23 protein-coding genes are annotated in these 21,436 nt (G+C 43.9%); 9 read left to right on the top strand and 14 right to left on the bottom strand.

What is annotated here, in order from left to right:
* Positions 1–70 precede the first annotated feature (70 nt).
* From IM450_RS12845 to IM450_RS12835, 3 genes are all read right to left on the bottom strand, one after another.
* Complete coding sequence (locus IM450_RS12845; RefSeq protein ID WP_287668750.1) at positions 71–1,033, bottom strand: hypothetical protein; 963 nt, start codon at positions 1,031–1,033, stop codon at positions 71–73.
* Positions 1,034–1,083: 50 nt separating this feature from the next.
* Positions 1,084–5,658 (bottom strand): glutamate synthase large subunit, encoded by a 4,575-nt coding sequence (gene gltB, locus IM450_RS12840; protein WP_287668747.1) that lies wholly within the window; start codon positions 5,656–5,658, stop codon positions 1,084–1,086.
* A gap of 222 nt (positions 5,659–5,880) precedes the next feature.
* A complete protein-coding gene (locus IM450_RS12835; RefSeq protein ID WP_016515505.1) occupies positions 5,881–6,045 on the bottom strand; it encodes a hypothetical protein in 165 nt (54 codons plus the stop codon).
* Between the two features lie 197 nt (positions 6,046–6,242).
* Between IM450_RS12835 and IM450_RS12830 the strand changes: the two genes are divergently transcribed.
* The gene (locus IM450_RS12830; protein ID WP_287668744.1) at positions 6,243–6,380 is read left to right on the top strand and encodes a hypothetical protein; all 138 of its coding nucleotides are present in this window, start codon (positions 6,243–6,245) and stop codon (positions 6,378–6,380) included.
* The gene (locus tag IM450_RS12825; protein ID WP_162496092.1) at positions 6,370–6,507 is read left to right on the top strand and encodes a PIN domain-containing protein; all 138 of its coding nucleotides are present in this window, start codon (positions 6,370–6,372) and stop codon (positions 6,505–6,507) included. Before IM450_RS12830 ends, IM450_RS12825 begins: the two co-directional genes overlap by 11 nt.
* 265 nt (positions 6,508–6,772) lie before the next feature.
* Here IM450_RS12825 and IM450_RS12820 read toward each other — a convergent pair whose 3' ends face one another.
* Entirely contained in the window at positions 6,773–7,336 is a 564-nt protein-coding gene (locus tag IM450_RS12820) for a PEP-CTERM sorting domain-containing protein (RefSeq protein WP_287668739.1), read from the bottom strand.
* 437 nt (positions 7,337–7,773) lie between these two features.
* Between IM450_RS12820 and IM450_RS12815 the strand changes: the two genes are divergently transcribed.
* The 3 genes from IM450_RS12815 (at position 7,774) to IM450_RS12805 (ending at position 9,775) form a co-directional block, all read left to right on the top strand.
* Positions 7,774–8,283, top strand: coding sequence for a transcriptional regulator (locus IM450_RS12815; RefSeq protein WP_287668736.1), 510 nt, complete (start codon positions 7,774–7,776; stop codon positions 8,281–8,283).
* A 161-nt stretch (positions 8,284–8,444) separates the two neighbouring features.
* Positions 8,445–9,338 (top strand): beta-carotene hydroxylase, encoded by an 894-nt coding sequence (gene crtR, locus IM450_RS12810; protein WP_002800634.1) that lies wholly within the window; start codon positions 8,445–8,447, stop codon positions 9,336–9,338.
* Positions 9,339–9,457: 119 nt separating this feature from the next.
* The gene (locus tag IM450_RS12805) at positions 9,458–9,775 is read left to right on the top strand and encodes a hypothetical protein (RefSeq protein WP_002782546.1); all 318 of its coding nucleotides are present in this window, start codon (positions 9,458–9,460) and stop codon (positions 9,773–9,775) included.
* Here IM450_RS12805 and IM450_RS12800 read toward each other — a convergent pair whose 3' ends face one another.
* The 9 genes from IM450_RS12800 to murQ all read right to left on the bottom strand — a co-directional run bounded on the left by IM450_RS12800 (position 9,776) and on the right by murQ (position 16,946).
* Complete coding sequence (locus IM450_RS12800) at positions 9,776–10,330, bottom strand: hypothetical protein (protein WP_002800635.1); 555 nt, start codon at positions 10,328–10,330, stop codon at positions 9,776–9,778. It lies immediately after the preceding gene.
* 138 nt (positions 10,331–10,468) lie between these two features.
* The gene (xth, locus tag IM450_RS12795) at positions 10,469–11,269 is read right to left on the bottom strand and encodes an exodeoxyribonuclease III (protein ID WP_287668753.1); all 801 of its coding nucleotides are present in this window, start codon (positions 11,267–11,269) and stop codon (positions 10,469–10,471) included.
* Positions 11,270–11,511: 242 nt separating this feature from the next.
* The gene (locus IM450_RS12790; RefSeq protein WP_045358415.1) at positions 11,512–12,096 is read right to left on the bottom strand and encodes a chromophore lyase CpcT/CpeT; all 585 of its coding nucleotides are present in this window, start codon (positions 12,094–12,096) and stop codon (positions 11,512–11,514) included.
* Positions 12,097–12,195: 99 nt separating this feature from the next.
* Positions 12,196–12,654: a 50S ribosomal protein L9 gene (rplI, locus tag IM450_RS12785; RefSeq protein WP_002737358.1), complete on the bottom strand. Its 459-nt coding sequence runs from the start codon at positions 12,652–12,654 to the stop codon at positions 12,196–12,198.
* A gap of 69 nt (positions 12,655–12,723) precedes the next feature.
* Positions 12,724–13,146, bottom strand: a complete 423-nt coding sequence (locus IM450_RS12780) for a hypothetical protein (RefSeq protein ID WP_287664160.1) — start codon at positions 13,144–13,146, stop codon at positions 12,724–12,726.
* 94 nt (positions 13,147–13,240) lie between these two features.
* Positions 13,241–13,819, bottom strand: coding sequence for an esterase/lipase family protein (locus IM450_RS12775; RefSeq protein ID WP_002800639.1), 579 nt, complete (start codon positions 13,817–13,819; stop codon positions 13,241–13,243).
* Positions 13,820–13,928: 109 nt separating this feature from the next.
* Positions 13,929–14,327 (bottom strand): DUF4164 domain-containing protein, encoded by a 399-nt coding sequence (locus IM450_RS12770; RefSeq protein WP_002800640.1) that lies wholly within the window; start codon positions 14,325–14,327, stop codon positions 13,929–13,931.
* A gap of 180 nt (positions 14,328–14,507) precedes the next feature.
* Positions 14,508–15,998 carry a site-2 protease family protein gene (locus IM450_RS12765; RefSeq protein ID WP_002800641.1) on the bottom strand — a complete coding sequence of 497 codons (1,491 nt, stop codon included), beginning with the start codon at positions 15,996–15,998 and terminating at the stop codon, positions 14,508–14,510.
* Between the two features lie 27 nt (positions 15,999–16,025).
* Positions 16,026–16,946 carry an N-acetylmuramic acid 6-phosphate etherase gene (gene murQ / locus IM450_RS12760; RefSeq protein ID WP_287664166.1) on the bottom strand — a complete coding sequence of 307 codons (921 nt, stop codon included), beginning with the start codon at positions 16,944–16,946 and terminating at the stop codon, positions 16,026–16,028.
* Between the two features lie 194 nt (positions 16,947–17,140).
* On the opposite strand from murQ, the gene rplU reads away from it, so the two are divergent.
* From rplU to IM450_RS12745, 3 genes are all read left to right on the top strand, one after another.
* Complete coding sequence (gene rplU / locus IM450_RS12755) at positions 17,141–17,530, top strand: 50S ribosomal protein L21 (protein WP_002800643.1); 390 nt, start codon at positions 17,141–17,143, stop codon at positions 17,528–17,530.
* Positions 17,531–17,564: 34 nt separating this feature from the next.
* Complete coding sequence (gene rpmA, locus IM450_RS12750; RefSeq protein WP_002744094.1) at positions 17,565–17,834, top strand: 50S ribosomal protein L27; 270 nt, start codon at positions 17,565–17,567, stop codon at positions 17,832–17,834.
* Positions 17,835–17,980: 146 nt separating this feature from the next.
* A complete protein-coding gene (locus IM450_RS12745) occupies positions 17,981–18,913 on the top strand; it encodes a phytanoyl-CoA dioxygenase family protein (RefSeq protein WP_287664169.1) in 933 nt (310 codons plus the stop codon).
* 232 nt (positions 18,914–19,145) lie between these two features.
* Here the strand turns inward: IM450_RS12745 and accA are convergent, their stop codons facing one another.
* A complete protein-coding gene (gene accA, locus IM450_RS12740) occupies positions 19,146–20,135 on the bottom strand; it encodes an acetyl-CoA carboxylase carboxyl transferase subunit alpha (RefSeq protein WP_002744097.1) in 990 nt (329 codons plus the stop codon).
* 174 nt (positions 20,136–20,309) lie between these two features.
* Between accA and IM450_RS12735 the strand changes: the two genes are divergently transcribed.
* Positions 20,310–21,257: a fused MFS/spermidine synthase gene (locus tag IM450_RS12735; protein ID WP_287664171.1), complete on the top strand. Its 948-nt coding sequence runs from the start codon at positions 20,310–20,312 to the stop codon at positions 21,255–21,257.
* The last annotated feature ends 179 nt before the right edge of the window (positions 21,258–21,436 follow it).

Below are 21,436 nucleotides of genomic sequence, written 5' to 3'. Positions count from 1 at the left end.
GAGCAAGTTTCTTTGTTCTATGTTAAGATGTTGGTGGCTCATTTTGGGTCTGATTTGTTTTTGTTAATGATCAGACAGTACCTGATGAGCCTTTCTTTGTCAACTCTTGAGGTTGATGCGTTTCATTTTTGAATTGGCGATAGTAATTAAACATTTGATAAAAAATTCCTGATGAAATTCTCGAAGCTATTAAGTCAGGAACTGGTGCATGAATAAAGTCTTTTTCTAATATTGAAAATTGTTTATTCTGACAAGGTTTAATAAGTGGATACTGTACCAGTGGATTGAAATTATAGGCTTTGAACCTATCATCTTCATTTTTTCTTTCTTCATATAGATTTACAAACTTTGATTTATCCGCCGAAAGTTGTAATAAAATTTTATTGATAGAATAATCGTCTGGAAGACTTAAACCTTTTTTACGGGCAACTTTAAAATAGTTTCTACTAATACTAAAATGCATAGAAGAAAAACTATATATACAAAAACCAGTATTAATAAAGTCGCTCAAAGAAACATCGCTAATTTCCTGAAATTTTTTTGCAAAATCAAATTTAGGAATATTAGGTAAGTCATTTAATTGTCTGGGTATCTCGTCGAATAGAATAACTGGACGTGCAAATTGACCAAAAATATTCGGTTGAAATGGGAACTGATGACTAACTAAACGGAGCATTAAAAAAACAGGGTTAGAATTAATAAATTCATTTTTAAGTTCTTCATCAAAAGTTATCGGATCTGCCAGTAAATATTTTAAAGTCAAATTTACCAAACATCTAAGATCGTGATATTTAATTGTTGTTTCTACTTTACTAGGAGTGCAAAATCTGATAGCAAATAAAGCCGCCCCAGCATTTAAAAAAGGTAAAAATTCTGGCGTAGTCGCATTAAGCTGTGAATGTTGATTTTTTAAACTGTGTAAAGAATATAAGGCATCTCCTAGCTTAATTTTTTTAAAAGAACTTTGAATCTGAAGTTCTAAACGATTTAGAGCTTGCAAAGAATTTATATTAGGAAGTTGATTTTTGACCATATTTTGCCGTATCTATACAATAGGGGGCTTATTCAGCCCCCCATTAAACTCTAACTACCGCCAATCCTTGCCACATCGCGGGCGTTGGCTTCAAAAGCCGCATCGAGAGCAGAATCGCCGGTTAAACCGGAATCTAACGCCTCTTTAATACACTGCAACATCCGCTTATAATCCTTGGGCATTACTTTAACAAACTGGGGCAACATTTCCGACCAATTTGCTAAAACCAGGGCTGCTTTTTGACTTTGGGTGTAATCAGCATGGCGTTGAATTAACTCGCGTAAATCGTCGATTTCTTCCCCTTCTAGCGCCTCTAAAGCCACCATTTGGGTATTGCAACGAGTGGCGAAATCCCCCGACTCATCGAGGACGTAGGCGACACCACCACTCATCCCGGCGGCGAAATTGCGACCGGTGGGCCCTAAAACAACGACTTTACCCCCCGTCATATACTCGCAGGCGTGGTCGCCAACAGCCTCAACCACCGTAGTCACCCCAGAGTTACGCACCCCAAAACGTTCCCCAGCAACCCCAGAAATATACACCTCACCACTGGTCGCGCCGTATAAAGCCACATTACCGATGATAATATTCTCCTCGGCCACAAAAGTGGAACCTTTGGGCGGATAAACGATGATTTTGCCACCGCTTAAACCCTTACCCACATAATCATTGGCATCCCCTTCTAACTCCAGTGTCACCCCTTTGGGAACAAAAGCACCGAAACTTTGCCCCGCGCTGCCCTGAAAATGGAGATGTACGGTATCTTCGGGTAAACCCTCCCAGTGACGTTTAGTGATTTCGTTGCCTAAAATCGTCCCCACCACGCGGTTAATATTTTTAATCGGTAGTGTCGCCTTGACTTTTTCGCCTTTTTCAATGGCATCCTTGCATAAATCCAGTAAAACGGTTATATCCAAGCACTTATCTAAACCGTGGTCCTGGGGAATCTGGCAATAGCGTCCTACCTCTGGAGCTACCTCCGGTTGATAGAGAATCGGAGTTAGGTCAATTCCTTTCGCTTTCCAATGTTCTACCGCCTGTTTCGGCTCTAATACATCAGTTCGCCCCACCATTTCATTTAAGGTGCGGAATCCCAATTCGGCCATAATTTCCCGCACTTCCTGGGCGATAAATTTCATGAAATTCACCGTATATTCAGGATCCCCGATGAAATTCTTCCGTAATAACGGATCCTGGGTCGCTACCCCCGCCGGACAGGTATTAAGATGACAAACCCGCATCATAATACAGCCTAACGTTACCAGTGGCGCGGTCGAAAAACCGAATTCTTCGGCCCCCAATAGGGTCGCTACCACCACATCGCGGCCGGTTTTCATCTGGCCATCGGTTTCCACCGCAATGCGACTGCGAAGATTATTTAACACCAATGTTTGATGGGTTTCTGCTAGTCCCAACTCCCAGGGTAAACCCGCGTGTTTAATCGAGGTTTGGGGTGACGCGCCGGTCCCACCATCGAAACCAGAGATTAAAACCACGTCGGCGTGAGCTTTAGCGACTCCGGCGGCGATTGTGCCAACTCCCACCTCAGAAACCAGTTTTACGCTCACTCTGGCCGCACGATTGGCATTTTTTAGGTCATGAATCAACTCCGCTAGGTCTTCAATCGAGTAGATATCGTGGTGGGGTGGGGGAGAAATTAAACCAACTCCGGGGGTGGAGTGACGGACTTTGGCAATCCAAGGATAGACTTTTTTACCCGGTAATTGACCGCCTTCCCCCGGTTTTGCCCCCTGGGCCATTTTTATCTGCAATTCTCGCGCTTGGGAGAGGTAAAGACTGGTGACACCAAAACGGCCGGAAGCTACCTGTTTAATGGCACTATTTTTCGAGTCTCCCTGTTCATTTGTCCAAGTGTAGCGCTCGGAATCTTCCCCCCCTTCCCCGGTGTTCGACTTGCCACCGATACGATTCATGGCAATAGCGAGGGATTCGTGGGCCTCTTTGGAAATGGACCCGTAACTCATGGCCCCGGTTTTAAAGCGTTTCATAATCGCTTCAATCGGTTCCACTTCTTCGATGGGGATACTTTCCCGGTTTTTAAAGGTTAATAGTCCCCGCAGGGTGAAGAATTTTTGATTCTGTTGGTTGACCAGTTGGGAATACTTCTTAAAGAGGTCGTATTTGCCCAATTTTACCGCTTGTTGCAGGGTATGAATGGTTTCTGGGCTAAAAAGATGGGCTTCCCCGTCCTTACGCCATTGATATTCACCGCCAATATCGAGGGTATGCACATTAACATCCCGGTCGGGGAAAGCGTGGCCGTGTCTGAGTAAGGATTCTTTGGCAATAATTTCTAAATCGGCCCCTTCAATGCGGGAAGCTGTCCAAGTAAAATAGCGATCGACTACCGATCGATTTAAGCCGATAGCCTCGAATATTTGCGCCCCACGGTAGCTTTGCAGGGTGGAAATGCCAATTTTAGAGGCCACTTTAATTACGCCCTTGGTGGCGGCTTTTATGTAGTTTTTACAGGCGGTCTGGTGGTCAACTCCTACCAATAATCCTTCCTCGATCATACTGCCGAGGGTGGCAAAGGCTAGATAGGGATTAATCGCACCGCAACCATAACCGAGGAGAAGGGCGTAGTGATGCACTTCCCGGGGTTCGCCGGATTCCAGGACAAGGCCCACTCTGGTGCGGGTTCCCTGCCGGATGAGATGATGGTGTAAACCGGCAACCGCCAGCAGTGAGGGAATCGGGGCGTGATTTTTATCGATACCTCGATCGCTTAAAATAATAATGCTTGCGCCCGCTAAAATTGCCTCGTCCACCTCTTGACAAATTGCCTCAATTGTGCTACGCATCCCCTCGACTCCCGAAGTGGGATCGAAGAGAATGGGAATAGTCACGGTTTTAAATTCGCTATTGCCCTGTAAACGCGCTAATTGGGCGTTAGTGAGGATGGGAGAGTTAAGTTTAATCAGGTGACAGCTTTCGGGCTGCGGATCCAGGAGATTTCTCTCAGCGCCGATAGTGGTGATGGGAGAGGTGATAATTTCTTCGCGAATTGAGTCAATCGGGGGGTTAGTGACTTGGGCGAATAACTGCTGAAAGTAATCATAAAGCAGTTTTGGCCGATCGGACAAGACGGCTAGGGGTGTATCGGAACCCATGGAACCCACTGCTTCCACTCCATCCCGGCCCATGGGGGCTAATAAAAGACGTAATTCCTCAAAAGTGTAACCGAAAGCGGTTTGCTGTTGAATTAGGGAAACAGAAGTTTCCGGTGGAGCAGTTTCCACCGCCGGTAAATCGTCTAAATTGACTAAATTTTCGTTTAACCACTGGCGATAGGGTTTAGCGTTGGCAATAGCTTCTTTTATTTCCTCATCGGCCACGATACGACCTTCTTTCATATCCACAAGGAACATCCGGCCGGGTTGCAGACGACCTTTAAAAGCGACGCGTTCCGGTTCAATGGGTAAAACTCCCGCTTCCGATGCCATAATTACTAGGTCATCCTTGGTGACGTAGTAACGGGAAGGACGTAAACCATTGCGGTCTAACACTGCTCCCATCATCGTACCATCGGTAAAAGCGATCGAGGCCGGACCATCCCAGGGTTCCATCAAACAGGAATGGTATTCATAAAAGGCTTTTTTCTCATCACTCATCGATTCGTGGGCTGCCCAGGGTTCAGGAATCATCATCATGACAGCGTGAGGAAGAGAACGCCCCGATAAAACCATTAATTCTAGGGCATTATCAAAAATTAAGGAGTCACTACCCTCGATATTAATAACCGGCTGGATTCTTTTGATGTCTTCCCCGAATAAGGGTGAGGCAAACATCGACTGACGGGCGTGCATCCAGTTAATATTACCTCGCAGGGTATTAATTTCGCCATTGTGGGCAATATAACGGTAAGGGTGGGCGCGTTCCCAACTGGGGAAGGTATTGGTACTAAAACGGGAATGGACTAATCCTAAAGCACTTTGAAAGTCGGGGTCGTGTAAATCGGGAAAATAGTCACCCACCTGTACCGGCATTAATTGCCCTTTATAGACAATGGTACGACTAGAAATACTGCAAGGATACCAGTAACGATTAAAGGATTGACGATTAAGGTGGGAACGCTTGCGAATAACGTATAATTTGCGTTCAAAGGCCAGATCATCGCTTAAATTGGCATCGCGTTCGATGAAAACCTGTTCGATAAAGGGTTCGGTAGATTTGGCCGAATTGCCCAAACTAGAGTTATCCGTGGGAACATCACGCCAACCGAGAACTTTTAACCCCTCTTCGGCGGCGATTTTCTCGAATTCCTGGCGACTTTTCCCGCGAATTTCGGCATCAGGGGCCGTGTAGAGCATTCCTACCCCGTATTGTCCGGCTGCTGGTAAGGTAAAACCTAGATTACTGGTCACTTTCCGGAAAAATAGGTCAGGGATTTGGCATAAAATACCCGCCCCATCTCCGGTATTTTTTTCCGCACCGCACGCGCCACGGTGATCGAGGTTTAGTAAAATTGTTAAGGCCTGTTCAACAATATCGTGGGACTTTTTACCCGTTTTATGAACGATAAAACCGACACCACAAGCATCATGTTCAAATTGGGGATCGTATAGTCCTTGTTTCCGTGGAGTTTGATTGTTATTCATCTTGTCTAATAGCCTAGCAGTCTGGAAGGGAATGGCCTAGAGGGTGAGCCAGAGTAGCGATTCTAGGTATATCAATTCTGTATCCAGACTGGACCTTCGGTCTTATATCTTAAGGAAATGTTTCGATGTGACAAGGGTTCCTCTCGCTGCTTTACCCCCTGATCGAGATCGCTTTTCCGATACAAGTTCGATCGCTCCTATAATCGAAGAAATACTCGATCGCTATCTCGATCCCGTTCGATTGATTCTTTCTGCTCTTTCTCGCCATTTTTTTGAATTTTCTGTAATTACCTCGCCCATCGATCGGGCTTTTTCCGCCGCATCCCGCGCCATTTCCAGAATTTCCTCTAGTTCCCGTTCATTTAGTCCTGTTTCTTTTCCTTCCATCACCGTAAACCCTCCAAGCGATTTTTAACCTTATTCTAGTCTCTAAAATACGTCCTAACTCGCTCCCTTAACTCTAGAGCTAAAGTAGAGATAGGGTTTAATTGGAGCCATGTATGGAAGCGATCGAATTTAGGACGGTTATTCATAAGGGTCGGGTGAGCGTTCCCCCCCGATATTCTTCTCGATGGGAAGGTAAGATGATACGCGTGATTGTTTTGGATGACTCGGAAATCGTCCCCGATCCGAGCCAGAAAACTGAAAAAACGATGTTCGAGGCGATTTCTTTAAATACACGGGGATTTAGATTCGATCGGGACGAGGCTAATGCCCGATAAAGTTTTTTTTGATAGTTTAATACTGGCCAGCGCTCTGGAAGCGGGCTGTCAAATTCTCTACAGTGAAGATTTACAACATGGTCAGCGAATCGAGAATCAATTGATGATTATTAATCCCTTTAGTTAAGTAGGTAGGCGTTAAAAGTTGTCAGACACCCCCCTTGATAAGTAGGGTTGATTCATGAATCAACCCTACTTATAATCAACCCTAGTGACTTGCGTGAGAATAATATCCCAATCGATCAGAGGGCGCAAGCTTTGCGCCCCTACAGTAACGGATTTTGTCCACAATGTAGGGGCGAACTGCGTTCGCCCAAAAGGTACATTATCAAAGCGCAAGTCCCCTACTATGAATCAACCCTAGGAGGGCAGGGGGGATCAATCGGTCAAAATTACTTTTCCAGTTTCCGGCCTTTGCACAATAAACCCACCCCGGCAACGGAGAGTAAACCGAGAACCGTCGCAGGTTCGGGAACGGTGGTAGTGCCAGCCGGGGTCAGGGAATAATTGGTGATAACGAAGGGTTCGCTAACAGAACCGTAGCCAGCGCCGGAAGCGAAAAGCTCAACCGGAGATCCAAAGCCAGCGGGTCTAAAGCCGAATCCATTATTATCACACAACGTCGTGTCACAAGCGGTAAAATCTAGTCCTGATCCGTCTAAGGATAGCACCGCCTGACCCGTTACAGAACCACTAGAGATGACACCGGCAAAAGAACCTACGAACGGAAGAGCGGGGGCGGCAGAGCCGTTAAAGGTGGTATTACTGATAGAACTGACGAATACCGTGTTGTTATCTGGTTGCAGGGTTCCGTCCACCGTCGCAGTGATGGTTCCTAAGCTGGAGGTGTAGGAAAAGTTAAAAGTTGCGGCGCTGGCAACTGGTGCGAGGGTGGCGGTGGCTACCGTGGCGAGGGCGACGGTTAGGGGTTTGTTGAAGTATTTTTTCAGGGACATATTCTGACTTGAATTTGTTTAAAGTCTAGCCAAATCTTACCCCCCCCCCCCCCGATTTTGTCAAGGTTGTTGCTATTTATATTTATTATGCTTTATCTAGCTATTGATTACTCGATTGGGGATTGAGGGCGATCTCCCAAGAGAGCGGCGAAGTGGTGCGCTTTTCTGGGGTGCGGGGAGCGATCGGTAAAATTGACATATACTATGATTATCAGAGCGATCGATGTTTAAGTAGGTAGGCGTTAAAAATTATCAGATGCCCCCCTTATTAAGGGAGATCCCCCCGCCTATCGGCACCCCCCTTATCAAGGGGGGCAGGGGGGATCGGCACCCCCCTTATCAAGGGGGGCAGGGGGGATCGAACCTAAAATCCATTTTTAATTTAATTATAACCAGCTACTTATCTAAGTTAAAGAGAACAATAAAACTAGCGATCGATGGGCGTGATCAGTAAAGTCAAATTACGAGAGTTTTGGGAGCGCCACTCGGACGCAGAAGAAGCTCTTAGGGATTGGTATAACTTCGCTAGTAAGGCTAACTGGAAAAATTTAGTAGAGGTTCAAGGTCGCTTGCAGTATCAACCGAAACCGATTAATAACTCCCAAGAATACGAGCGATTTTTAAGCATAATTGAAGGGATGATGTCACGCGAGTTAAGCAATGACGAAGGACTATTATTCGATTTATTGGTGTTATTAGTGGAAGAATACGAGCGGAAACATTATCCGATCGCCCGAACAAATCCTACCGCTACGTTAGAATCGTTACTGGATGAATTCGATATCGATAGGGAGTGTCTTGTGGATATTTTCGGCGATCGGGATAGAGTAGAATCGGTGATAGGGGGGAAACAGGCGATCGCTCCCTCTCAAGCCGAGTCTCTAGCCAAATTTTTTAATCGTTTAAGTGCGAAACTGGCGTTAAGCGCCCGTGATTTTCTCTTGTAGCCTCGCTTTTCCCTCGGGGACTGGGGGGGAAGACCATATAACAAATCCTTACTTTCTTCAGAGGTTAGATTAATTAAGATAATGTTACAAAACTTTATGAAAAAGCCGTAGTATGATAATTTACGCCAGTAAAGCGAACACAATAAGGAGCAACACCCATAATGCAGTCGGCCGAGATGTTGCTGACAGTCCCCAAAGAGTATTTAAAAGCACCGGGGGGCTTCAACCCAAACGTTACCATGTTTTTCAGTGCCTTGAGCCTAATAACCCTATCTACCTGTGGCTATTGGCTATGGTCCTGGCCTGACTGGATTTGTTTTAGTGCTAATGTCCTCGCTTTACATTTATCGGGGACAGTTATCCACGATGCCTCTCATAATTCTGCCCATAGTAATCGGCTATTTAATGCTATTTTAGGTCATGGCAGTGCTTTAATGCTCGGTTTTGCCTTTCCGGTCTTCACTAGAGTCCATTTACAGCACCACGCTCACGTTAACGATCCCGAAAATGATCCGGATCATTTTGTCTCCACTGGCGGCCCTTTGTGGATGATTGCGGCCAGATTTTTTTATCACGAGATTTTCTTTTTTAAGCGGCAACTCTGGCGGAAATACGAACTGCTGGAATGGTTCCTCAGTCGTCTTTTTGTGGCTACCATAGTCATCGTCGCCTGTCAATACGGTTTTATCAGCTATGTGATGAATTTTTGGTTTGTTCCTGCTTTAGTGGTGGGAATTGCCCTCGGTTTATTTTTCGATTATCTACCCCATCGTCCTTTCCAAGAGCGTAATCGTTGGAAAAATGCCCGCGTTTACCCCAGTCCCCTGTTAAATCTGCTGATTTTAGGGCAGAATTATCATCTCGTGCATCATCTCTGGCCGTCGATTCCCTGGTACAAATACCAACCGGCATACTATGCCACTAAACCGCTTTTAGACGCAAAAGAGTGTGAACAGTCTTTAGGTTTACTGCAAGGTAAGAATTTCTGGAGTTTCCTCTACGATGTCTTTTTGGGGATTCGCTTTCACTCCCATTCTTCTAAATCTAGCTCATAGCAGTTATCGTAATGGTGAGGTACAAGGTTTCCGTTTTGGGAAGTCGGTGGTCGATTTTATGAGAAACTCTGTATCTGTAATGGTTTCTTTGTCAACTTGATTTTTTTAAGGAGGATTTTATGGGTCAGCATTGGGGAAAAGCCTTAATTTTAACAACAACTTTCTTGACAATTAACATCGATTATGCTAGGTCTTTAACCTTTGGTGAGGCCGTTGGTATTGGAGCGGGGGCCTTGTTAATCAACCGGGCGGTACAGGATAATAGACAACGTTATCGATTTGTGCCACCAGAGCAAGAATTTCAGCGCGGACTAGAGGACGGGTTTAACTTTGCCCGCTATGATAATCCGCGCAATTCTAGAGACTACGATGACGGTTTTATCGAGGGAAGAAGACGGCGGGAGTCGGGTTGGTCCAGTCCCAACCGGAGAGGTTGATTATTTTTTTGGTCTGCGTCCCACTTCGGCGGTTTCTTGAATGGAAAAGATCCTCAATTTACCGTCGATGGGAGCGACTTTAGCCACTGCTTCCGATGCCACTATATAGTTATCACCCTCGGTGTTGGTAATATTGATTACCCGCTCGCGAGTGATAATCGCCATCTCCTCATTAGCAAGAATATCCACGTCCCAATTCTCAGAAAGAACCTCTATACTTCTAATATTTTTGTAGGATTCCTCTAAAAATATTTTATGTTCCGTGATGCCATTTAACTCAAAAATTTCGGTACTAGCATCGGTTTTAATGGTCAATTGCGAGGAAATAAACGGGGCATAGTGTTTGAGGATTAGGGCGATATTTTTATCTTTAATAGCGGTTTCAATGTCTTGAATCATTGCTTTAATTTCCGCTTCCTTGATTGTTTGTCCCCCATCGCGATTACTCGATTGTTTCACCGGCACTATCGAGGGATTAGCGTGGACAAAAGGGGGGGAGATGCTGGGGAGAAGGGATAAACCGAGCAATAGAACAATTAATTGGGGAGAACGCATAATTTAATAAACTTGGTAAATTCAACCCGAATCATAGCATTTTCTCGTTACCGAATAAATCCTCAAGCTGAAAGTCCCCGGTTAGGGAAGCTAACAGAGCAAAATTCTGGCTGTGCAAAGTCTAGGTTGATCCTTTAGCTATTTTTGGCTTGATATTTCCAGAATAACGGGGGTATGATCGCTAGGTTTTTCTTGTTTTCTGGGTTCTCGATCGATCAGACAATTAACGGCTTTTTCGTATAGCTGAGGAGTTAAATAAAGATGATCGATTCGCCAACCTCGGTTACGAGCAAAACCGCCGCTGCGATAATCCCACCAACTATAATGTCCTGGGTCCGATGTGAATTTTCTAAAGGCATCTTGTAAGCCAATTTCTAAGACCTTTTCTAAAGCTTCTCTTTCTTTAGCTGAAGACATGATATGATTTTCTTTGCCTTTGGGATCATAAATATCTTTATCTTCTAAGGCAATATTAAAATCTCCGCAGATACATAATTCTTCAGGTTGAGAATTAATAATTTTATCTAGATATTTCCTAAGAGTTTCTAACCATTTAAGCTTATAGATATACTTGTCACTATCTAGGGAAGAACCATTAGGAACGTAGAGATTAATAATCCGAATATCGCCGATTACTCCAGTAATTAGCCGTTTCTGTTCGTCCAGTTCTCCTGTTAAATTTTCGCCGATAATGGGACTAAATCCCACAGTGATATCCTCCATGGGTTTCTGGCTAAAAATCGCCACACCATTATAGGATTTTTGTCCAGAAATATAGAGATGATAACCCAAAGATTCAAAAGCTTCTCTGGGAAAATCTCGATCGATTACCTTGGTTTCTTGCAAGCATAAAACCTCAACGGAATTGAGTTGTAACCAGTTAATTACCTGCTCTTGTCGGCTGCGAATCGAGTTGACATTCCATGTGGCGATTTTCATAGCTAGGGTCTGCTGAAAAAGTTTGTTGGTGGGGGCAGGGTGTGGGGTGTGGGGTGTGGGGTGTAGGGTTTTACCGATTTTGAGGTAGTCAGTTACCTAATTTTTAGGGAAAAAGTACCTGAATTTTACCCCCGATCCCTCCAATGGTCGGCACTTTTTGAGGTCAAAAAAGTCTAAAAGCCTTATCCAACAAGGTTTTTAGATTTATTCAGCAAGCCCTAGCTAAAAACCGAGAATTTTTCTCACACTTCCTCAGCAAAACTACTGCGACGCACAAACTCAAAGGGACCGGCGATCGAACCCCAGACTAATTGATCGGTTTCGGGATCTAAACCGCGATCAACGCTAATTAATCCCCGTTCACTAATTTCAAAACTATTATCCAAATAAGTCATTCTATCTTTGCGAAAGACTAAACATTGTTTACCCGGTTTCACCACCCCTTTAAAACTGTTACCTGTCCAAGTGACATTCATATCACAACCCGCCATCGGTTCTAATAGTTCTAAGCTGAGATTTTTGAGACGCTGGGGTTCTCTAGAAGCACCAAAAAAGTTAGCTTCCTCTTTAACTTTAAAGTTTTCTAGTTCAATATGGTCATCGACTACCGACAATTTAAATACTCGCAAACGATAGGGAGTATTGAGCATAAAATCGTAGGCCTGCTCTAAAAATAAACTGGTTCCCCCCAGTAATTCATCGGGTAAAGGACGCATACACACGCGAATATGGGCGAAAAAAGGCGGATTAGCAAAAGCTTGTTCTTGATTACTAAAATCCGCCGCCATCCAGCGTGCTAGGGTTTTTAGATCCGTGGGATGAGTCATAGTTTTTGAGATGTGAATGGCTATTAGCTATCAGCCATCAGCTAGTTAATTGCTCTGATAAGTTTTCACCGATTACTGATAACTATGCCCCGATAATTGTTATTGTGCAATTACTTTAATTTCTATATCGGCACTAACTTCGGGATGGAGTTTGACTTGTACTTTATAGACTCCTAATTGACCGATATCGGGGACGGTAATACCACGGCGATCGATTTCTAATTTAGCATTTTCTAGAATAACCGTGGCCACATCTTGACTGGTGACAGTACCAAAAATTGCCTCATTTTCACCCACCTGTTTAGGGATGGTGTAGGGACTGAGTTTTTCGATCGCAGTTTTTCTGGTTTCCGCTTCTTGTTTTTCAGCGAGGAGACGTTGACGCTCTTTTTCTTTCCTAAATTCTGCCTGTTTAATCGCGCCCTTGGTGGCTAAAACGGCCACACCTTGGGGGATAAGGTAATTGCGGGCATAACCGGGGGCTACTTCCACCACATCGCCATTTTCGCCTAATTTGCTGACTTTTTGATTGAGGATAACCTGCATTCGTTTCGCCATGATCTTGACCTAAAACAATAGTTCCAAAACCCCTATCATACCATGCAATCGTCAAGTCTCGATCACAAGTTAGTTATTGCCGGCGGCGATTATTTGGGTTAATAGGGGGCCGATTGCCTGAAAGGCCGAGGGTAAAACCGCTACGGTGGCGGCTGCGATAATAATTGTTGTGGCTAATCTCAGCACTTTCTCGGAGGCTTTTTCGTAGGTGTCAAATTTATAGTCGAGCTTGTCTAATCTTTGGTCTATTTCCTGAAAGCGTTGCCCCATAGCATCAAAACGTTGGTCTATTTCCTGAAAGCGTTGCCCCATAGCATCAAAACTTTGGTCTATCGCTTCAAAACGTTGGTCTATCGCCTCAAAACTTTGGTCTATCGCTTCAAAACGTTGATTTACTGCTGTTTGGAAGCTTTTCAATTCGTTGAGAACATCGGTTAGGGTGGGTTCTTGAGTGGACATAGTGACACCTAGGGGAATTTGATCGCCTAGCACAATTATAACGTTAAGTCAAGCTTTTTTGATGATAATTAACGTTTTTGTCGGTAATATTTTGATCTTGTTCAGGTGTTGGAGACAACCAGTATTTCTATTCTAATAAGGTCTCTTTAATTGTTGTTAAAACTTTGCTATCTTTGACCATCCAAGCATGAAGCAATACGGGAATGGAAATTTCTTTGCCCACCGATAAACGGGAACTATGGGCAGGAAATATCATTAAATCGTAGGGAGTCCAGATAATTGTGGTTTTAATTTTATTTAAAATTTGTTGACAATCTTGATTTAAATCCTCTAGAAATTGACTCCCCGGCTGCATTTGTCTAATCCCATCTAAGGGTAAACTATACGCGGTTAAAGTGCCTCGATTCGGAGCAGAAATATTTAGGTAACGTTGCACTCTTGCCACTCCTCCCAATCTTTGCAGGTAGTAGCGGGTAATTAATCCTCCCATACTAAACCCAATCAGATCTACTTTCTGCTCTTTAGCAAAGTTTTTCTCGATATAATTGTCCACCTGACCTGCTAAAACTTCTAACTTTTCGTAACCATGATTGGGAATTAGGTTAAAACTATGCACCTGCCAACCATGATAATTTAAATACTCGCTCATCGGTTTAAAAACAGCCGTAGTGTCCAGAAAACCATGCACCAAAACAACGGGATTCATAGATGAGATTTTATCCTTGAATTCTGAATCTATTCTAACGGATGATCGGGGTAATGAGCGAAAAATTTTGGGGAAGAGCCTATCTACTAGGTACGGCTACCGGCAACTTCTAAGGATTAGGGAAAAAACCAAAAAGTTTAGCGGCACCTCCTAAAATAGCGACCACCAGTGCTATCAGAATCCCTCGATTGGTGAATTCCTGATAGGCAACCCTTGCAGTTAATCCATTGATTTTTTCGTCTAAAGCTTTAATATCTCCCTTGAGTTCGGCCTGTCCTATTTCTACTTTAGTTAACCGGTCTTCTATCTTGTCAAATCTCTCGTCAATACGGTTTTCCAGAGAGTCGATTTTCTCGTCAATACGTTTTTCCAGAGAGTCGATTTTCTCGTCAATACGTTTTTCCAGAGAGTCGATTTTCTCGTCAAGGCGTTTTTCCAGAGAGTCGATTTTCCCCTCAATCCTTGTCAGGACAGCTTCTAGGGAATAAGTGACAGTTTCGTTAGACATTTTGAGCAACTCCAAAAGTCAAATCTTCAGGGGTAAATGCTGGAGGCTATATTTTACGGAAAAATCAGGGGTCTATAGGCGGACACGGATTCCCATTATAAGAAAATTATAAGTCAAGACTTGAGTTTTTGTCAAGCTTTTTTTTGACGGCAATCAATGGCAAGAATTTCGGGGAAGTATTTAGCCACCGATGCCTAACCGTCCTGCTAAACTAGGGCTTAAAGGAATCAGAGTCGCTAACATTAAAAAGAGTAGTAATAAACCCCAACCAGCGCGGGTGTCATCGGGTTCGGTTAACTCATTTAAACTCGGTCTTTCCAACTCTCTTTGTAAAAAAGCGACTAAAATTGTCCAATAGAGAGGAATCGGATTACTGGGATTAACTAAGGAAATAATGCCCAAAATGACCAAAGTGGCCACAGTGGTGCGGCGGGCAATTTTGCGACCATAAATAGCCTGAACAATTCTGCCACCATCTAACTGTCCTGCGGGCAGTAAATTAAGGGCGGTAATCACCAATCCTAACCAACCGATAACAGTTAAAGGATGCACGGAGATAACGGCATTTTGTAACTCGTCGCCCAAAACTATCCGCGCTAAAAAACTCACTAAAATTGAACTTTGGAAAAAGGTACTAGGGATTTGAAAAAGGCTGGCCGAATTAGATAAAGTTAGTCCAACAATTAATAAGATTAAAGAAACCAAACCTCCCAAAGCAGGACCAGCGAAAGCTATATCAAATAGGACACTGCGGTTAGGTAATAAAGATTCAAAACGAGTAATCGCCCCAAAAGAACCAATCTGCCAAGTGGGAAGAAAATAGGGTAAACTGAGACGAACATTATGGCGTTTAGCGATAATTAGATGACCGATTTCGTGGGCAATTAATACCGACCATAAACCCAAACTCAGGGGAATTGCTTCTCGATATCTCTGCCAATTACTAAACAAATCAAAACCCAATAAAATTCCCGCCGCTTCTAAGCTGGTGACAATGGTGGCTACTAACAAAACTAAAGAGAGATTTTTTTGAGCAAGAGTGGCAGGACTAGGATCGTTAGTTTTGGGAAGGATAATTACCACAGGTTTTTCCTCGGTTCCTTCCACCAGAAATAAACGATATTTATCGCCAAAATGATTACTTAATTTCTGGGTTAAGCGAGAGTGAACGATATCCGGTTCTCCTCGTAAATTGCCTTTAAAAATTGCCCCTTCCTGAAAAGAGATAGTCTCGGTGGCAAAAAAAGTATCTATCCCAAAAATGCTCTGAATAACTTTTAAATCCTCTTCGGGAATTGGAATCACATCTGGTACAATTACTGTCACCGCTGCCGTGGTTTCTAGAGGAGTAACGGACTGGCTAACTGCCTGGTTAAATTTCGGTTCAATTATCTGATTGGTTTTCAGTAAGCGTAAACGGTTGCCCAAATAAATATAGATAATGGTGGAAGCAACCAGTAAAAAGAGAATTACCGCTAGATTGAGATAAATTCCCGCCGCAAATAGCCCGAAAAAAATTAACCAAGGAGCGATTAGTACCAAGGATTGTAACCAAGGTAAAATTCCCAGTTGGCCGTAGGGTTTAGCTCGATAAAAACTCCAAGTCAAGATAGCACCAGCGACGAGGAAAATAACAGCGACCGCAGCAATTTCCGAAGAAATATTAACCATAGGAAAGTCAAAATCAATAGGTTTTTATCAATCAATTTGATTATAAGCTTGCAGGGCGGCCCGTAATTGCCCTCGATGCTTTTGTAACAATTCTTGTCCTGCCGCCGCCGAAAGTCCCGTTTTCTGCATTAACAAAGCCAGTTTAACCCGGCGGCCACTTTTTTCCAGTAAAATTGCCGCTTCCTCACGACTAATATCGCTAAGGTTACAGATAATCCGCAGGGCGCGGTCATGGAGTTTATGATTAGTAACAGCCACATCGACCATCTGGTTGCCGTAAACCTTGCCTAACATGACCATTGTCCCTGTGGAAAGGATATTTAAAGCCATTTTCGTCACCGTTCCCGCTTTCAGGCGGGTGGAGCCGGCCAGAAGTTCTGGTCCGGTCAATAAGCGGATATCCACATCCACCGCGATCTCGACTTGTTCGGCGGGGACACAACTAATAGCAATCGTCGTCGCACCTCGCTGTTTTGCCGCCTGTAAAGCCCCGTGAACGTAGGGGGTGGTACCCCCGGCGGTAATCCCCACTACCACGTCTAATTCGTCAATTTCTCGCTGGGCAATCACGGCCGCCCCATCTTCCGCTTTATCCTCCAAATCTTCGGAACTACGCACCAGCGCCGCCGCTCCACCAGCAATAATTCCCTGTACCAATTCCGGGGGAGTGCAGAAGGTGGGAGGACATTCGGCCGCGTCCAAAACCCCCAGCCGGCCACTGGTTCCCGCCCCAATGTAAAAGAGTCTACCACCTTTAGCCAGAGCTTGACTGGTCAGGGAGATCGCTAGGGCCAATTCTTGCCGGGCTATGGCGATCGCTGTTAGGGTTTGGGCATCCTCGCGATTGAAGAGATCCACCAATTCGAGCGGGTTTAATTGGTCTAAATTGAGGCTGTTTGGGTTAATTTGTTCGGTTAACAGGTGTCCTCTGCTTTCCCACTGTTCCATAACGGTTTAATTGAGTTTTTCGTAAGATTATTTTCAGTATATAGCCAATCGGTGGGCTAAAAGCTTGACAATTGCCGCCCGAATATTAGATAATAGTAAATTGTGTCAATTCCTGCTCGGATCAGGTGAGGACATTAGCACAAAAGCTGGAATTTTTTCAGCTACCTGTACGGCAAAACGAGCGCAGAAAATTCATGAGTTACGCAATTATTGAGACCGGTGGCAAACAGATTCGGGTAGAACCCGGTCGCTATTACGATATCGAACTTCTTCACGTCGATGAACAAAGTACCCATACCATCGACAAAGTGCTATTAATCCATGATGAGGATGATATTAGCATCGGTCAGCCCTTTATCGAAGGGGCTACCGTGGAAGGGACTGTCATGCAACATCGTCGGGGCAAAAAAGTTATTGTCTATAAAATGCGCCCGAAAAAGAAAACCCGTAAAAAACGCGGTCATCGTCAAGAAATTACCCGTTTTATGATTGATTCAATCAATTATAACGGTAAAACCCTAGTCGCCACTGCTGCTACCTCCGGCGCTGAAGTTGTGGAAGATAGTAGCGATGAAGAAGAATAACTTTTAGAATCAAAAAAGCATTTGGAGAGAAATTATGGCTCATAAGAAAGGTACGGGTAGTACCCGCAACGGACGCGATTCTCGTTCCCAACGCCTAGGCGTTAAGCGCTACGGTGGTCAAGTGGTAAAAGCGGGAAATATTCTCATCCGTCAACGGGGTACTAAAGTTCACCCGGGTAAAAATGTCGGTCGTGGTGGCGATGATACTTTATTCGCTTTAATTGATGGTGTGGTCAAATTTGAATACAAGGATAAAAGTCGCCGTCAAGTTAGCGTTTATCCTGCTGAAGTTAGCGCTAGTTAATCCCATCAACCCTGATTGATTTTTTCCCTGTAACCTCCTAACTCATCCTAGGGGGTTTTTCAAATAATTTATATCTGTTGACAGGGTAGATCGAACACTCATGGATTAAAATAGTCCGAAAGTAGCTCGGAAAAGATGGACTCACCATGATTTTTAAAATTGCCGATATCTTAAAAAATTTGCCCTGGTCTTTCGATTCTACTGCCGAATTACCCTGGTTAGATCGATCGCGAGCGGAAAAATCCCTGCAAAAAGCTCGTCAACAACGGCGAATTTCCGAACGAGAATATCAACTCCTCGACCATTGGCGAGAATTGGGTTATTGTATTGTCAAAGATTTAATTCCCGCAACGGCGATCGATAATTTAGTAGCAGAATTAGCCGATTTATTTTTCCTAGAATCGGCTATCCCTGGATTAAGAATTGAAGGCATTCAAGCAGAAAATCTACCAGCGAGTTTAAGTCACGAGCAAGTTTTAGCCCTAGATATCGAGCAAAGAAAAGCCTTAGTTAATTCTATTTGGCGACTCCATGCCTTTCATGAGATTTCCCCCGCTGCTCGAGCAATTTTTGACAATCAAAATCTGAGAGATTTAGTTAATTTAATTATTGGCAAATCCTGCGAACCGAGATATTCCATCAACTTTCTGCACGGTACAGAGCAGGGGTTGCATGAGGATATGGCAGTTTTTTATGTTCATCCTGCTAATCATTTAGTCGGTGTTTGGATTGCCTTGGAAGATATTTCCGCCGATGCTGGCCCACTAATTTTTTATCCTAAATCTCATAAAAATATCAAAGTAACTGACTTTTTTCCAGACTATCCCGCCGTCAATCTTAAAAATATTACTGCCGCTCAAATTCCCCAATACCAAGATTATGTTAACCAGCGCGCTCACAATTATGACTGTCAATCATTTACTGCTAAAAAAGGAGAGATTCTTCTCTGGCACGGAATGTTAATTCATGGTGGTGGGAAGATTAATAATAACCTGCTAACCCGTAAATCGATGGTAATTCATTTTATTGCCGAGGGTGGCGATTACAACGATCGGGCTTTGGGGCCTTTTAATTGGTAAGATTAATGTACCAATAATAACTCGGAATTAATCGCACTAATTAGGGCTGGCTGAATAAAGGTAAAATATAGACGAGGTAAGGGGTTTGGGGCTTTTTTGCGAAGCAGGTGCAAGATTTTGAAAGTAGGGGCGAAGCATTGAGGTAATAACCTATCGCTGAAACCGTAGATTTCCTATCCGAATGCTTCTACTTTGTGAACAGGATTTGGTATAACTGATCACCGATCACTGATTAAGCGGTAGCCTCTAAAAATACGCCTAAATTGCGGAATTTTTGATAACGAGATTCGCGCCGTTGTTGGGGAGTTAACAAAGATAAAGCCTCTAAATTTTCACTAATAGCGGCTTTTAAATTGGCTGCCGCTTTAATCGGATCAGCATGGGCTCCTCTGGAGGGTTCAGGAACGATCTGATCGATAATATTTAACTCTTTTAAATCTTTTGAGGTAATTTTGAGGGCAACTGCTGCTTTATCGGATTTTTTGGCATCTTTCCAGAGAATGGCGGCACAAGCTTCGGGAGTCGCCACGGTATAGACAGAATGCTCTAACATTAATAGGCGATCGCCGACACCAATCCCCAAAGCGCCGCCGGAACCACCTTCGCCAATAACAGTACAAATGATCGGTACATCTAAACGGAACATCTCCCGAAGATTATAGGCGATCGCTTCCCCTTGACCTAATTTTTCCGCTTCCACCCCCGCCCAGGCGCCGGGGGTGTCAATAAAGGTTAAAATTGGCTGATTAAACTGATGGGCGTGTTCCATTAAACGCATGGCTTTACGATAACCGCCGGGGGCAGCCATGCCGAAATTTCTAGCCACATTATCCTTAGTATCCCGGCCTTTTTGATGTCCGATAATCACCACGGGACGACCGTTAAAACGGGCAACACCACCCACAAGGGCAGGATCGTCGTAACCACCGCGATCACCGTGTAACTCGAACCATTCATCGGTGATTGCCTGAATATAGTCTAGGGTACTGGGGCGCCGGGGATGACGGGCTAATTGTAGCCTTTGGGAAGGGGTGAGATTGCTAAAAATTTCACGACGTAATTGATTAGCTCGTTCGTCTAGTTGACTAATTTGTTCCGAGACATCTACGCTATTTTCTTGGGCTAATTCTTTAATCTGTTCGATGCGGGATTCTAATTCGTAAAGGGGTTTCTCAAAATCTAGGAGAAAAATCTTTTTCTCGGTAGTCTCGTTTTTAGTCATAGGTTAGTGGCTAGAAGTTTACTTGAAGCTAATCTTTTCTAGCTTACCGTTTTTCAGCGATCGATTATCGGCAGCTTCGGGATTACCTGGAGATAATTTCAGGTTAACGATCTAAATCTGTCAATTGTCGTATAATAGTAGATCGTGCCTTTTTCACCCCAAGGAGGATTAGTTATGGCAGGAAGTGAACTAAAAGCGGATCTATGGGTTAACGAATATATTACCCCCTGGGACATTTATAGTCATGGGGTTTCCCAGATTTTAGCCTACAAAAAAACCGCTTTTCAGGAGATGTATATTGTTGAATCGGGGGCCTATGGAAAAGCCTTGGTACTGGATGGCAAATGGCAATCCTGTACGGGGGATGAATTTATTTATCATGAAGCATTAGTGCAACCGGCAATGATTGCCCACCAAGAAGCAAAAACTGCTTTAATTCTGGGGGGTGGTGAAGGTGCGACAACGCGGGAGTTATTGCGTTGGAAAACAATCGAAAAAGTGATGATGATCGATATCGATGGGGATGTGGTGGCAGCTTGTAAGGAACATCTTCCCGAAATGCACCAAGGCACTTTTGATGATCCTCGTTTTCAGTTAGTTGTGGCCGATGCTTTAGAAGTTTTAGACACGACTAATGATAAATGGGATATTATTATTTCTGATCTGGTTGATCCCATCGAAGAGGGTCCCTCTTTCCCCCTATTTACGAAAGAATACTTTGAAAAACTACAAAGAGTTTTGGCAGAAAATGGCATTGTGGTTGTCCAATCTGGCCCGGTTTCTCCCCCTTCGGTGATGTATCATGCGCGTTTGGTGAATACTTTAAAAGCAGTTTTTCCCTACGTTCATTCCTATTGCGCTCCCACTCCTAGTTATGGTTCCCCTTGGGGTTTTACTCTCTGTGCTAATCATCCTTTAAATACTCGTCCCGATCCCGATGTGGTGGATGAATTAATCACCGATACAACTACGGGAGGATTACGTTTAATTGATGGCATGAGTTTACTCGGAATGTTACAAACTCCTCTCTATATTCGTCAAGCAATCGCACAAAATACGGAAGTTTATACCCTAGCAAAACCCCCGAAATTCTTCGGTCAAGGAGTAATCAGTAATCAGTAATCAGTTATCAGTTATCAGCTATCAGTAAATAAGGGTTATGGCTCTTCTAGGTTCTGTGTGATAAGTTTAACTTACAATATGATCGATCAATCTTTGTGTCCTTTGTGTCTTTGTGGTTCGTTCCACCCCCTCGCTAGAAGGAATGTATCTTAGAATACATTTTACCCACCAAATCCAAG

Source organism: Microcystis sp. M083S1 (assembly GCF_020246405.1).
Classification (GTDB): domain Bacteria; phylum Cyanobacteriota; class Cyanobacteriia; order Cyanobacteriales; family Microcystaceae; genus Microcystis; species Microcystis aeruginosa_C.
The sequence above is the reverse complement of the archived record's forward strand: the minus strand, read 5'-3'. Positions and strand labels throughout refer to the sequence as shown.